This window comes from Halothiobacillus sp. (assembly GCF_028710545.1).
Classification (GTDB): Bacteria; Pseudomonadota; Gammaproteobacteria; order Halothiobacillales; family Halothiobacillaceae; genus Halothiobacillus.
Window position 1 is genome coordinate 16752 of sequence record NZ_JAQTTX010000016.1, and the last position, 15171, is coordinate 31922.

The 15171-nt window shown below is 53.5% G+C and carries 10 protein-coding genes, 1 tRNA gene and 1 pseudogene; all 12 read left to right on the top strand.

Going from position 1 to position 15171, the window contains the following annotated elements; all coding sequences use genetic code 11:
- Window positions 1–449 precede the first annotated feature (449 nt).
- The gene (locus tag PHD44_RS04750; RefSeq protein ID WP_300188603.1) at window positions 450–2018 is read left to right on the top strand and encodes a TolC family protein; all 1569 of its coding nucleotides are present in this window, start codon (window positions 450–452) and stop codon (window positions 2016–2018) included.
- A gap of 1 nt (window position 2019) precedes the next feature.
- Window positions 2020–3156 carry an efflux RND transporter periplasmic adaptor subunit gene (locus tag PHD44_RS04755; protein ID WP_300188606.1) on the top strand — a complete coding sequence of 379 codons (1137 nt, stop codon included), beginning with the start codon at window positions 2020–2022 and terminating at the stop codon, window positions 3154–3156.
- Window positions 3153–6485: an efflux RND transporter permease subunit gene (locus PHD44_RS04760; RefSeq protein ID WP_300188608.1), complete on the top strand. Its 3333-nt coding sequence runs from the start codon at window positions 3153–3155 to the stop codon at window positions 6483–6485. The genes PHD44_RS04755 and PHD44_RS04760 overlap by 4 nt, the downstream gene beginning before the upstream one ends.
- Window positions 6486–6647: 162 nt before the next feature.
- The gene (locus tag PHD44_RS04765; RefSeq protein ID WP_300188611.1) at window positions 6648–8588 is read left to right on the top strand and encodes a tetratricopeptide repeat protein; all 1941 of its coding nucleotides are present in this window, start codon (window positions 6648–6650) and stop codon (window positions 8586–8588) included.
- Window positions 8585–9250, top strand: coding sequence for a lipoprotein insertase outer membrane protein LolB (gene lolB / locus PHD44_RS04770; protein ID WP_300188613.1), 666 nt, complete (start codon window positions 8585–8587; stop codon window positions 9248–9250). The genes PHD44_RS04765 and lolB overlap by 4 nt, the downstream gene beginning before the upstream one ends.
- Window positions 9247–10074: pseudogene (gene ispE / locus PHD44_RS12720) on the top strand (4-(cytidine 5'-diphospho)-2-C-methyl-D-erythritol kinase); the annotation flags it as partial. The gene lolB and the pseudogene ispE, both read left to right, overlap by 4 nt.
- 156 nt (window positions 10075–10230) lie before the next feature.
- Window positions 10231–10307 (top strand) — tRNA-Gln (locus tag PHD44_RS04775).
- Window positions 10308–10323: 16 nt separating this feature from the next.
- Entirely contained in the window at window positions 10324–11280 is a 957-nt protein-coding gene (locus tag PHD44_RS04780) for a ribose-phosphate diphosphokinase (RefSeq protein WP_300188615.1), read from the top strand.
- A 199-nt stretch (window positions 11281–11479) separates the two neighbouring features.
- Window positions 11480–12094 carry a 50S ribosomal protein L25/general stress protein Ctc gene (locus PHD44_RS04785; protein ID WP_300188617.1) on the top strand — a complete coding sequence of 205 codons (615 nt, stop codon included), beginning with the start codon at window positions 11480–11482 and terminating at the stop codon, window positions 12092–12094.
- A 125-nt stretch (window positions 12095–12219) separates the two neighbouring features.
- Window positions 12220–12804, top strand: coding sequence for an aminoacyl-tRNA hydrolase (gene pth, locus PHD44_RS04790; protein WP_300188619.1), 585 nt, complete (start codon window positions 12220–12222; stop codon window positions 12802–12804).
- Between the two features lie 72 nt (window positions 12805–12876).
- Window positions 12877–13971: a redox-regulated ATPase YchF gene (gene ychF, locus PHD44_RS04795; protein WP_300188622.1), complete on the top strand. Its 1095-nt coding sequence runs from the start codon at window positions 12877–12879 to the stop codon at window positions 13969–13971.
- A 109-nt stretch (window positions 13972–14080) separates the two neighbouring features.
- On the top strand, window positions 14081–15091 hold the full coding sequence (gene hemB / locus PHD44_RS04800; RefSeq protein WP_300188625.1) for a porphobilinogen synthase: 1011 nt from the start codon (window positions 14081–14083) through the stop codon (window positions 15089–15091).
- The last annotated feature ends 80 nt before the right edge of the window (window positions 15092–15171 follow it).

Genomic DNA, 15171 nt, shown 5'->3' on the forward strand with positions numbered 1-15171 from the left:
GCATCTTACCCAAAGATCAGCATCAACACTGAATCATGTACCTGAATGCAACACACCATCAATGTGTATCCGGCAATCACACTTCAAACGAAAGGCATATTAGGAAATACTAATAAATAACTTGTATGCGCACTTAATTTATTTACAATCAAGCGCCATAGGTAAATGCTGATTTATTCCATCCATGGAACAAATCAGCTCGCTCATCGCGGTACACGCCCGCGATGGCTCACACGAATCAAAGACTTACGTCTTTATTCGTGTTGGGGCATCCTGCCCCAAGCGGGAAGCACTGAATAAATCAGCGCTTCCCTAGTAGAATCATTGACGCACAGACGACCTCTTTCCCGCAGCACGATGAATTTTGATCGACAGGTGAACTATCCGTGGCAACCCATAGAATCAGAACAACAAATTCCCTTCAGGCCAAATGCAAAAGAGGTCCGTTTATGGTGAAGAGCTCCGTTCTGGCAACGACTGCATTCCTTCTGATCACCGCGCAATCATCAGGCTTCTGCCAAACCTTGCCTGTTCTTGGCGGCCAAGCCAGCGAGACAAAATCACAGAATGCGCAAGGACTGAGCATTCAGCAAGCAATCCAGAATGCGCTGACGCAGAACCCGATGATGCAGCAATCCCAGGCCATGATTGATCAGGCACAGGGTGCGATTCAGGAAGCCAGCGGAAATCGCCTGCCGCAACTGGATCTTTCGTTCGGAGGCATGGCTTCCAACAATGCACTGAATGTCTTCGGCATGAAGCTGAACCAGGGACAGGCCACATTCAATGATTTTGGTGTCGAGCAATATTTGGCGCAATCCGGGTTTTTATCCGGCGCGCCCACGCCAGAGGCGCTGGCAGCCGCCAACAGCACACCACCCGACAGCCTCAACCACCCCGGTTGGCACCATAATTTTCAGACCAGCCTGAAGCTGTCGGTGCCTATTTATAATGGCGGCAAAATAAGCGGGATGAAAGCACAGGCAGAAGCCTTGTTACGTGCGGCCCAATCCGGTGACCGTGCGGCAAAACAGCAACTCATCTTGCAGGTCGTTACCGCCTATGCGGGCATTGATGCGGCACACGCTTTTGTAAAAGTCACACAGCAGGCGGTTGAAGCGGCGAAATCCTACCGTGATTTGAGCAATAAAATGTATTTGCAGGGCGTTGTTTCCAAAAGTGATCTACTGAAATCAGAAGTCAATCTGGGTGATATTCGACTCCGCCACCAACAAGCACTGGATCAATTGGCCAACGCCAAGGACGCATTGCGCATCGTCATGGGGGTGCCACGCAATCAACAATTTGAAATCAATGAGTTGATTCGCATTAATAAACTGTCCGGCACCCTGGAAGAAGCGCGCAATTTAGCACTGCGCAACAATCCGCAGATTCTGGCCATGGACCAACAGATAGATGCCGCTCGTTCCGGGGTATCCTCTGCGCGCTCGGTCTACAAACCGCACGTCAACCTGATGGCACAGCAGGACTGGAACAGCGAAAACCTCGGAATCAAGAACGATTCTTATACGGTAGGTGCCGTATTGAATTGGAAGATACTCGATTTCGGTGCCCGCTCAGGCCAGGTTGATCGGGCCGTCGCTGGGCTGAATGCTACCCAGTCGAAACAACAAATGGCGATCAACACACTGATGTCGCAAGTGGGTGAAACCTGGCGAGCCGCGCAACTGGCGGAGTATCGGCTGGAGTTGAAAAAACTGGCGATTTCTCAGAGCGAAGAAGCTACACGCCTTGAAAAACTGCGGTATGCGCAAGGGATTTCCACCATGACCAACTTGCTGCAAACGCAAGCGGAGCTGGATAAATCACGCGCTGAATTTGTTCAGGCTCAGTATGAGTTGATCCTGCAACGTGCCACCTTACTATTGACGACCGGCCAACTCGAACCGGACGCCATTTCAGCCACACCGCTGACCACCCAATCATCACTGCCCGACGCGCGGCGTTCTGCCCATGCACAGCCCGCCGTTCTTTCTGTTTCCAAGGTGCCTCAATAACATGTCCGACCATAATCGTGCTTTCGCGAAAAAAACAGTTGGTGTTGCCGCCCTCCTCGCCATTGCATCCGTACTTTCCGCTTGCGGCGGGCACGATGAGCACCCGGCTTTGGCTTCATCACAACCCGAACTGAAAACACAGGCTGAGTTGTTCAAGGTGCAAAATCAGTCCTTGCCTGTGTTCGCACTGTTCCCGGGCTCGGTAATCACCTCCGATCAGATTTCGATTTCATCCCGGGTCATGGGCTATGTGCGCAGTGTGGATGTACATGAAGGACAGACCGTCAAATCAGGCGATACTCTGCTCACCATTGATTCTACTGACGTTACCGGCGCAATCAATCAGGCGCAGGCAGCCGTAAACAAGGCCTGGGCAGCATTGGCTGACGCCAAAAACAACTATGAACGGTATGCCAATCTGTACAAAGAAAATGCTGTGCCCAAGCAAATGTTCGAACAGATGCAGACAGCCTATAAAGTCGCGCAGAGTAATTATTCCGCCGCAATTGCCGGATTAAAACAGGCAAAGTCACAACTGACCTATGTAAAGATTACCGCCCCATTCAGCGGCACGATCACGAGCCGGTCTGTCGATCCAGGCCAAATGGCGACGCCTGGATTACCCCTGATGACCTTGCAAGGCAGTGGCCAAAAGCAAGTTGAAGTCCAACTCAGCAGCCAGGCATTCGCCACATTGAAACTGGGTGACCCGGTTACCGTCCGCTACACGGACTTTCAGGGTGAGCAACATCAGTTTCAAGGAACGGTTGAACGGATGGTCGACGCCACCGACCCGGTAACACACACGCATACCGTCAAGATCGGTGTGCCGGAAAACGTCAATGTACGCAGCGGTAATTACGTAATTGTCCAGATCGCGGTGGCCCACGAAACAGGTATGCTGGTCCCGCTTACGGCAATTCATGACCGCGGTGGCATTCGGGGTGTATTCGTGCTCGACGATCAGAACCGTGCCTGGTTCCGGATGGTGCGCCTCGGCCACGTTATCGATGGCAAGCAAGTGATTCTGTCCGGCCTCGTACCGGGAGAACGACTCGTAACTCAATCCGATGATCGCCTGCAAAACGGTATCGTCATCACCAATGCGCCTGCCGCCAAAGAACAGCCTGCATCATGAGCGAACTGAAGAACACGCCCAAAGACGCACCCGTGCTCAATATCAACCTGGCCGGCAAGCTGGCACGTGCCTTCCTGCACTCCAAGATCACGGCCTTGATCATGGTGGCGCTAACATTATTCGGCCTGATGGCCTTCTTCATCACGCCCAGGTTATACAACCCGGAAATCGTGGTGCCCGGTGCGCAGATTCTGGTGCAACGCGTCGGCAACAGTGCGGCACAGATTCAGGAGCAGGTCGTCAAACCCCTTGAAGCCATCATGGCCAGCATCAAGGGTGTCGATCACACCTACGGTTATGCCGTTAATGACATGGGCATCGTTACTGTGGCGTTTAAAGTCGGCAGCGATGAAGAGCGGAGCCTGCTTCTGCTCTACAACCAGCTTTCGCGCAATATGGACAAACTGCCGCCCGGCACGAGCCAGCCGTTAGTAAAAAGCATCGGCATTACCGATGTGCCCGTCATGACAATAACGCTCAGTTCACCCGATATGAACGGGGTCGAACTGCGTGAACTCGGTCAGCGTGTGCTCGATCAGCTTCAAAGTGTGCCGGATGTGGGCAACAGTGGGGTCATCGGCGGTCACCGTCAGATTCTTTCCGTGCAAGTTAACCCGCAAAAGCTGAGTAGTTCAGGCGTATCACTCAGTCAACTGCTCGATTTACTCAAAGCATCCAATGTCGTTATGCCTGGCGGTCATATCGTCAACAACAACGAGCAGACCAGTCTGCGCGTCAATGCCGCATTCAGCAATGCCGGGGAGCTCGGTGAAATCATCATCGGCACGCATGATCAACGACCGGTTTTTCTGCGTGACGTGGCAGACATCAAAATGGCGCCGGAAGAAAACGAGCAGTACTCGCAATTCGGCTACGGCAAAGGTAATCCCAAAGGTTATGCGATTGGCGGCACCGATCCTGCGGTTGTCCTGAACATCGGCAAGCGGGCCGGCGCGAATGCGGTAACGGTAACCGAACGCGTTCTGGCTAAACTCAAGGTTGTTGAGCAGCAAATGGTGCCGCAGAACGTGCATGTGACCGTGACACGTGACTACGGCAAACGAGCGGACGATGCCGTCAACTTGCTGATGGAACACCTGATGATCGCCGTTCTGGTGGTGCTCATCATTCTGTTCTTCTTCCTCGGCTGGAGAGAAGCGCTCATCGTCACCCTCACCGTTCCGCTCACTTTATTTGTAGTGCTGGGTGTCGGTTACGTCATCGGGCAGACCATCAACCGAATATCGTTGTTCGCGTTGATTCTGTCGCTGGGTTTGTTGGTTGACGCTGCCATCGTCGTGATCGAGAACATCCACCGTCACATCCACGAAGGCAAGGAAAAGTCGTTTGCTGATTTATTGGTGCGCGCGACCAACGAAATCGGCAACCCCACCAACATTGCCACCATCGCCGTCATTCTGGCGTTCGTGCCGATGGCGTTTGTTACCGGCATGATGGGGCCGTTCATGCTCCCCATCCCGATCAACGTTCCTATTGCGATGGTCGCTTCTCTTATTCTGGCGTACATCGTCGTCCCCTGGACGGCGAACCTTTGGTTGCGTGGCAAGGCACAAAAAGAGATGGCGGCACACGACGCACATCCCGAAGATTCTCATCGCCAGGACTGGCTGCAAAGCGGCTATACCCGTGTGATTCGCCCGCTGCTTGGCAGTCGGGGACTTTCGTTGTTCTTCCTGATTTTAGTACTCGTTCTCATGGTGGCTTCCATGCTGATGCCCGCATGGCAATTCATTCGAGCCAGCGGCATGAATGGCCCCCTAAGCCCTGCGGGCGTCAGCCTTAAAATGCTGCCCGAAGGGAACGTCAGCACGTTCCTGATTGAAGTGGACACACCGGCGGGAACAGCTCTGGACGAGACCGGTCGCATTGTCAATAACGTGACCCATGTTTTATCGCAAAGCCCTTATGTGACCAACTACCAGACGTTTCTGGGGCGCACGGGCCCGCTCACGTTTGCAGGCATGGTTCGCGGCGATATGATGCGCCAAGGCAGCAATCTCGCTCAGATCCGGGTCAATCTCGTGCCTTTGCACGATCGGCCGGATACCGAAGTGGTGGCTACCGACATCTGGAAGGAGCTTAAGACCGTACGTGAAATGTCTCGTCCTGCTCTGATCAAGCTCTTCCTCACCCCGCCGGGTCCCCCTGTTCGCGCACAGATTTTGGCGCGTATCCATGGCCCGAACTACACCGAGCTGCGCGCAATCGCCAATGATGTCAAAGCCAAGTTCAATGATGTCTACGGCATGATCAACGTCGACGACAGTATTACAGCGACTGCACCGGAATACTTGATCGAGGTCGACCGCCAGAAGGCCATGCAGTCCGGCGTCATGCCCGCTCAAATCGCCCAGCTGATTCACAGTTATGTAGGCGGAGTCACGGTTGGCTCGTTGCACGAATCCAATTCGGCCGAACCGATCAATATCGTCCTGCAACTTCCGATCGCCGATCGCGCAACCATTCAACAGGTACGTGATCTGACAATTATCGGAGCAGGCGGCAAACAGATACCGATCAGCAGCTTCGTCAACATCGTGAAATCGAGTGTCGCCAAGCCGATTCTTGATCAGGATCAACACGAAGTCGTGTATGTACAGGGTGATTTGCTCGGTAGCTCACCCGTCTACGCCACCTTGACGCTGAACAAGTGGCTCGATGACATGAAGCTAAATGGTAATGTGACGTTAACCACGGCCAACCTCGGTTTTACCGATGCGCAACCCGATGATCTCGAAAAATATCAACTGTTGTGGGGCGGTGATATGCGTCTGACTTTGGATGTCTTCCGTGACCTCGGTGCCGCATTCATCGTTGCACTGATATTCATCTACCTCTTGCTGGTGGCCTATTATCAGTCCTTCATGCTTCCGGTCATTGTCATGGGGGCGATCCCTTTGACCTTGGTGGGTATTTTCCCCGGCCACTGGCTGTTTGACATGCCATTCAACGCCACCTCAATGATTGGTTTCATCGCACTTGCCGGCGTGGTTGTTCGAAACTCCCTTCTTTTGATCGACTTCATTCTTGAATACCGCAAAGAAGGGTTTGACCTCAAGGAATCCGTTATCACGGCAGGTGCGGTCCGCTTCCGCCCCATTCTCCTGACGGCATTGGCGATTATGTTCGGCTCTGCGGTCATGGTGACCGATCCCGTCTTTGGTGGCCTGGCAGTTTCCCTGATTTTCGGGACGCTCGCCTCCACACTGCTGACACTGGTGGTCATTCCCATCCTGTACTATTTCTGGCAGCTGGATATTCAAATCAAGGAACAGAAAAAGGCGCGGGTCTCAGGTCAACCCACCTGAACGCATCGTCAGAATCAGGTTAAAACCGATCAATAAATCCTTTCGGGGCGGCTATGGTGAGAATGCAAAATCACACCGGCTGCTCCGTTTTCGTCTTTCCAATTTTATTTAGATGAGCAAGCGAATTCCGCCGCGAAACGCTACACTGATCATTGAGACTGAATGTCTTCGATTACCTCAATTTATATTTCCAGAGACAGTGACGCCATGCGTGTATCTTCGCTGAACCCCAGACGACATCTGGGGCAAATCAAGGCCATTTCATCGACAAACACCTTGGTTACCCCTCAATCAACTGTTTCTGCCCTCGTCTCAGCCATCGCCGTGGTCATTACACTCACGACAACCGGTTGCAGCGCCATAACGGTATCAGCCCAACCAACCGGACCTGTGAAAGATGCCACCGAGACCACAAATGTCTCCATCCTGACGCCTGCGCAGGAACAGGCTCGTTTGCAGAAAATCGATCAAAACCCGGTATTCCTGGTCATGGCCGGTGAATTGGCAGGACAGGCGAACAATCTGCCCCAAGCGGCCGATTACTATTATGCTGCGGCAGAAAAAACCAATGAGTTGTCCGTTATCAAACGTGCAAGCCAGATAGCACTGATTGCCAAAAAGTACGAAATGGCTCGAAACATGGCCAAACGCTGGATAGCGTTGGAACCTAAGTCCATCAAGGCCGCAGCCACCTTGACTGTCAGTGAGGTCCAGCTGGGAAATACAGCAGCGGCAGACAAAGCTCTGGAGAACTGGCTCACGCAGGTCAATCAAGATAATCAAGCAGTCTTTAATGAGCTTGGTGCCTATCTTGAAAACAACGTAACCAAAGATAAAGCCATAACCTACATCGATCATCTGGCGGAACGTTATCCAAACAACTTCACGGCTCAGATCGTGGTCGCCAAACTCGATCTTAAATTCAACCGGCTTCAATCAGCGGTCAATGCCGCCAATCGCGCGGTTGGAATCGCACCCCAGAGTAAAACCGCACGAGACATCCTCATCGTTGCACTGAGTCAGGCCGGCAATAACACGGCGCTTTTGAAGGCATTGAAATCAGCCCATGCACAGTTTCCCGGTACGGATCGCTATCTTTCCGGTTTGATTGAATCCACCATTCGGGAAGGTAATCACATCGAGGCTGGCAAGCTAATTGAAGCCGCACTTAAAAAGCCACCGAAGGATCCGGGTCAACTGCGTAATCTTGCGGTGTTTTCTCTGCAGATCAATCGCCCTACCCTGGCGAAGAAGGCTTTAGTTAAGCTGGATCAGTTGCCCGATCAGCATGATCTTGCCCAACTGCTGCTTGGTCGCCTCGCAGCGCAGTCGAACGAACTTCAACAAGCCATCCGCCATTTCAACCGGGTATCGGTAAACAGCGAGCACTATGCCCAGGCACGAATCCTGATGGCGGCGGCTTACGCTCAGTCAGACGACATGACCGGCGCGCTGCAGAGTCTGGATATTGCCCTGAGTCGACCTATTGACGTGGCCGACAAGCAGCGTCTTACTCTGGTCAAAGCGGGCTTACTGCAATCGCAAGGACTTGATCAGGAAGCCCTGACCACGCTCAACGAAGCGGTTACGATTTGGCCCAATGCCCATGATCTTCAGTTGCAGCGCGCCATGATCTTGTTCAAATTCAACCGAAACTTCGAGGCTGAAGAAGTCCTTCGGCAGGTCATTAAGGAAGATCCAGAAAATGCGACAGCGCTCAATGCGCTGGGCTACACGCTTGCCGATGAAAACCGGGATCTGGACGAAGCGGAAAAAATGATTCGAAAAGCACTGCAAAGCGATCCTGAAAATGCCGCTTATCTCGACAGTCTCGGCTGGGTGCAATATCGATTGGGTCAGTTCAAAGAGGCAGAGAAAACGCTTCAACAGGCGTACAAACTTGCCCCCGACCCGGAAGTGGGCGCACATTGGGGCGCTGTCCTCTGGCACCTTGATAAACATGAAGAAGCCAGGGATGTGTGGAAACGCGCACTGCTGCTACATGGGGATCACCCCGTACTGACGCAGACCATTCAGAAATACGCCCCCGACCTTATGGACGATGACGACACAGAGACACAGCAGAATCAAGACCAACCATGATGACCAGATTCTCGTTTCGATCTCGCCTGCTGATGGCTGGAATCGCCATAACGACATTACTGGGTGGATGTGCTCAACAACCGATAAGTCTTGATCAGGCCTCGTCAATACAAAACCGGCTCAACCCGGCCTGGCAGGCACACGAGGAAGCTGTCCGCCAAGTTGCTGACTGGCAGTGCATCGGTCGAATAGCCATCCGCACCGAAAACCAAGGCGGAACCGTCAACCTCAACTGGCAGCAGGCGGGAGAAACCGCGAAAATCGTTCTGAATGCCCCTCTGAATCAAGGTACCGTCGAATTGGTCGGGCGCCCGGACATGATGCTGATCACCGATTCCGCCGGTCATCGCCGGTTGACTTCAAACCCTGAGGCAAGCATCGAACAGCTTACCGGCTGGAAAATCCCCATCACCGCCCTGCCCGACTGGATTCGTGGACTGCCGCACGACAAGAACGCCATGATTCAACTCAATGAGATTGGCCGGTTGCGCACATTAAGTGACGATGGCTGGCTGATCGACTACGAATCCTATATGCCCGTGCCCGGACTCGATCTGGATATGCCAAGGAAAATCTCCGTCAGCCGCAACGACATCCGGTTGCGACTCATCGTTGAATCATGGCAGATGAATACTCACGGAACACTTGAGCCGCCCCGATGACTACAGACGCACCACCTTGTTGGCTTGCGCCCGTTAAAATCAATCTGTTCCTGCATATCAACGGCAAGATATCCGAAGGGGCATTTCGTGGTTATCACGAGCTGCAAACCTATTTCCAGCGACTCGATTACGGCGATGAATTGACGTTCGAAACCACCGATGAACCCAATATCTCAGTGCGGTGGCAGGAAGGCGCCGAATCTATCGCTTTCAAACCCGTACACGATCATGATGATCTGATCTATCGAGCAGCCGCCCTGCTTCAGGAAGCCGCAGCCGCCAAGGGGCATCCCAGGCGAGGCACGCACATAACACTCACGAAGAACACCCCGGTGGGTGGTGGCCTCGGCGGTGGCTCATCTGCAGCGGCGACGACGCTCCTGGCGCTCAATCAACTCTGGGACATTCATCTGCCGTTAGCGAATCTGGTAACACTCGCACGCCAGCTTGGGGCTGACGTACCATTCTTTCTCTATCAAACCAATGCCTGGGCAGAGGGAATCGGTGATCGAATCCTGCCCTACCCCAGCCCTGTAGCCGGGAAATGGTTTCTGATTGTCGTGCCGGATACACGTACCCTTACAGCCCGGGGGTTTGCACATCCGAAACTCATTCGCAACGAAGCGAAGTTTGAACCCGCAGACCTGATCGATCAGTGGCAGCAATCTGGTTACAACGCGTTCGAATCGGTCGCACTTGCTGAAGATCCAGCCATCGCTGCCTGCGACAAGGCGCTTCGTAATGCTGCCGGATTTTCTCGTCTCACAGGTAGTGGTGCCTGCCTGTTTTCGCTCATGGAAAACCAGGCAGAAGCACAGCAAGTTGCTGATATATTGATTCGTGACCAACCGCGGATTCAACGAGTGATCATCGCCCAGGCACTGCCGGACAAACAGGCCGGGAAACATGAAAATAAAAAAAAACGAGGAAAGCACTTGGCAAAGGCAAAGGGCTTCGTTAAGATGCGCTCCTCTTTCGTTTGGGCCGTCGCCAAGTTGGTTAAGGCACTGGGTTTTGATCCCAGCATTCCAAGGTTCGAATCCTTGCGGCCCAGCCAAACAATCGGCAGAACGATGACAATCCAAAGAACACTGATGGTATTTTCCGGCAACGCTAATCGGGCACTATCCGAGCGCGTCGTTGAAAGTCTTGATATTCAACTCGGGCAAGCCACAGTTTCCCGCTTCAGCGATGGCGAAAGCTACGTTGAAATCCTGGAAAATGTTCGCGGACGTGACATCTTCATCGTTCAGCCAACCTGCGACCCCACCAACGACAACATCATGGAACTCATGGTGATGGTGGACGCACTCCGTCGTGCTTCGGCTTATCGCATCACGGCGGTTATTCCCTACTACGGTTACTCCCGGCAAGATCGTCGCGTGCGTTCCGCACGTGTGCCGATCAGCGCCAAGGTAGTCGCCAACATGCTGCAAAGCGTGGGCGTGGACCGGATTCTCACCGTTGACCTGCATGCAGACCAGATTCAGGGCTTCTTCGATATCCCCGTGGATAACGTCTATGCCTCCCCGATTCTGCTCGGCGATATCTGGCGCCAGAAATACAACGATCTGATCGTCGTCTCGCCAGACGTTGGCGGTGTTGTTCGCGCCCGTGCTGTTGCCAAACGCCTGGACGACTCCGATTTGGCCATTATCGACAAGCGCCGCCCTCGCCCCAACGTATCTCAGGTGATGCATATCATCGGTGAAGTAAATGACAAGACCTGCGTGATTGTCGACGACATGGTCGATACAGCCGGCACACTGTGCAAGGCTGCAGGCGCGCTCAAAAAGCATGGTGCCAGGAAAGTCGTAGCCTATGCGACTCACGCTATCCTCTCGGGTGCGGCAATCGACAATATCAACAATTCAGACCTGGATGAATTGGTCGTCACCGATACAATTCCACTCAAGCCTGAAGCTGAACAATGCGAGAAAATCCGCGTGCTTTCAGTCGCGGGCATGTTGGCGGAAACCATCCGCCGCATCCATACCGACGAATCTGTCAGTTCACTGTATAACGATTAATTCGCATCTCTTTCCAGAACCGAAAAACAACGCTCTGGAATTAACCCGTCCATTCCCTTATAATCTCGCGCCTTGTTGCAGCCGTTTGCTCAACAGGGATGAGGGGCCGTTTGGTCGCGAACAGCCCCATTGCGTTGGTCCGGGTTAAACACACCGATTAATCAGGCCCGACGATTTTTTATTTTTTGGAGTTATTTTCATGTCTCAAGAAACATTTGCGCTCGACGCCGTACGTCGTGACGATCAGGGGAAGGGTGCGAGCCGCCGCCTGCGTCGCGAAGGCCGAATTCCTGCCATTGTGTATGGCGGTGGCGAAGCCCCTCAGTCAGTCACTATCCTGCATAACGAAATCCTCAAGCACCTGGAACATGAAGCGTTCTATTCGCATGTGCTGAATCTCAATATCGATGGCAAAACCAGCAAGGTTATCCTGCGTGATCTGCACCGCCACCCCTACAAGCCATTGGTGCTGCATGCTGACTTCCAGCGCGTATCTGCCAACGAGACCCTGCGTGTCACTGTTCCCCTGCATTTCCTGAACAAGGAAACCTGCGTGGGTGCAAAAGCGGGCGGCATAGTGAATATCATCCTGACTGAAGTTGAAGTGGACTGCACCGCAGACAAACTGCCTGAGTTCATCGAAGTGGACATGAAGGATCTGGACATCGGTGGTTCAATTCACCTGAGCCAGATCAAGATGCCAGCAGGCGTTCGCAACCACACCCTGATGCTGGGTGAAGATCATGACGTTAGTGTTGTTGCGATTCATGCGCCGAAAGTGGACAAGTCTGCTGAAGCCGAATCAGAAGAATAATCCGGGTTAAACCCTGACATAAACCGCCGCCTCTGACTTCACTTGGTGAAGTAAAGATGCGGCGGTTTTTTTTATTAAACTTGTTCATTCATCAACGCGCTCATCAGAGCGCATCAGGTGACCTCATGACGATTCAACTTATTGTGGGGCTGGGAAATCCTGGCAGCAAATATGAATCGACCCGCCATAATGCGGGTTTCTGGTTCATTGATGAACTGGCCAGAGACTGGGGCGGTCATCTCAGCTCAGAAACCAAATTCCACTGCGATATGCTCCGCGTCTCAATAAAACAGGTCGATCGACGATTGATCAAGCCGCAAACCTTCATGAACCTTTCTGGCAAATCTGTCGCCGCGGTTGCAAATTTCTACAAGATTCCCGCAGAGTCCATTCTGGTCGTTCACGACGAACTGGATCTACCGCCGGGAAAAATGAAGTTAAAGATCGGCGGCAGCCACGGTGGGCACAATGGTCTTAAGGATATTCAGGCCCAGTTGGGCACTCCTGACTTCTGGCGTTTACGGCTTGGCATTGGCCACCCGGGCCACCGGGATCAGGTCATCGGTTTCGTACTGACCAATCCGCCCGCATCTGAACGCAAGCTCATCGATGCCAGCATTCGCCACGCCGTGGACGAGATCGACGCCCTGCTGGATATCGACCCGGCAAAATCAACACAACGAATCAACGCATTCACCGCGGAAGCTTAAATACCCGCATAAAGGCTCTGGCGTCTATAATGGCCCACCTTTTTTATTTTTTACCGTTCTCGGAGAGACTCCATGGGTTTTAATTGCGGCATCGTCGGCCTGCCGAATGTGGGCAAATCCACACTGTTCAACGCGTTGACAAAAGCCAACATTCAGGCGGAAAACTACCCGTTCTGCACCATTGAACCCAATGTCGGCATTGTCGCCATGCCCGACCCTCGCCTTGATGCACTGGCAAAAATCGTCAAGCCAGAGCGTGTTCTGCCGACAACGATGGAATTCGTCGATATTGCGGGGTTGGTCAAGGGTGCTTCCAAGGGCGAAGGACTGGGCAATCAGTTCCTGACCAACATTCGCGAGACAGATGCCATCGCCCAGGTCGTTCGCTGCTTTGACAACGACGACATCATCCATGTCGCGGGCAAGGTAGACCCCTTGAGCGATATCGACATCATCAACACCGAACTCGTGCTTGCCGATCTTGATATCGTCACGCGCAATCTGGACAGGGCCATCAAGGCGAGCAAGTCCGGCGTCAACAAGGAAGCCATCGCCCGCAAGGCCGTGCTTGAAAAAGTCATGGTCGGACTGAATGAAGTCCAACCCGTTCGAGCCTTGGGCTTGAGCAGTGAAGAACTCGCAGTCATTCGCGATCTGCAATTGCTGACCGTAAAACCCATCATGTACATCGCCAACGTCAGCGAAGATGGCTTCACCAACAACCCTTACCTGGAAGCTGTTGAAGCCCACGCAGCTAAAGAGAACGCACCTGTCGTGCCGGTATGTGCCACGCTCGAAGCCGAGATCATGCAACTCGATGACGAAGACCGCGATGAGTTTCTCTCCGAAATCGGCCAGTCCGAGCCGGGCCTGAACCGCGTGATCCGCGCGGGTTATGCCCTCCTCGGCCTGCAGACCTATTTCACGGCCGGGGTCAAGGAAGTGCGCGCCTGGACCATCCACAAAGGCGACACGGCCCCACAGGCCGCGGGCGTCATCCATACCGATTTCGAACGGGGCTTCATTCGTGCTCAAACCATCGCTTATGAAGACTTCATCCAGTACAAGGGCGAACAGGGCGCCAAGGAAGCCGGAAAAATGCGGGCGGAAGGCAAGGAATATGTCGTCAAGGATGGGGATATTCTGAACTTCCTGTTCAATGTGTGATCCAGCATAACTGGATGCTGAAAACCTTAATCGGCACGCAGTCTCGGAACGATGTCGCGGGCGGCATACGCACCGCCCGAGTGACATCAAACTTCAGGAGCAAACGAAAATGATTAATCGCACTTTCCCCGCCCACCGCCCGCGTCGTATGCGTCGGGATGATTTCAGTCGGCGCATGATGCAGGAAAACACCCTCTCGGCGAATGACCTGATTCTCCCGGTGTTCGTTCTCGAAGGGCAAGGGACGCAGGAACCGATTGGGTCTTTACCGGGCGTGTATCGGCAGAGTATCGATCTGCTACTGGATACAGCCGATCGGGCACAGAGCCTGGGCATCCCTGCCCTCGCCCTGTTCCCGGTCACGCCATTGAGCGCCAAATCGCCCAATGCCGAAGCGGCCTACGACCCGGATGGCTTGGTTCAACGCACAATCCGTGAACTAAAAAACACATTCCCGAATCTGGGCATCATGACCGATGTCGCGCTCGATCCGTACACCACGCATGGACAGGATGGCCTCACCGATGCCAATGGCTATGTGCTGAATGACGAAACCACGGAAGTTCTGGTCAAACAGGCGCTGTCACACGCCGCGGCAGGTGCCGATATTGTGGCCCCCTCAGACATGATGGACGGCCGCATTGGCGCAATCCGCCAACATCTGGAATCCGCCGGGTACATCCATACCCGCATCATGGCCTACAGTGCGAAGTATGCTTCAAGCTTTTACGGTCCATTCCGTGATGCCGTCGGTTCAGCCGGAAATCTGGGTAAAGCCGATAAAAAAACCTACCAGATGGACCCGGCCAATTCCGATGAAGCCCTGCATGAAGTGGCGATGGATTTGAGCGAAGGTGCGGATATGGTCATGGTCAAGCCGGGGATGCCCTACCTCGACATCGTACGGCGCATCAAGACCGAACTGAAAGTGCCTACCTTTGCGTACCATGTCTCCGGGGAATACGCCATGCTCCGCGCAGCGGCCGACAACGGCTGGCTCGATTGGCGCAAATGTCTGCTGGAAACCATGATGGGCTTCCGTAGAGCGGGCGCGGACGGCGTTCTGACCTATGCCGCACTGGATGTCGCAGAGTACCTGGCTGTGGGTGATATTGGCTGATTTTCTACAGGATTGTCCGCCAATCAAAAAACCAGCCGGATGGCTGGTTTTTTATTGAATCAATCATTGCCCATCACAAG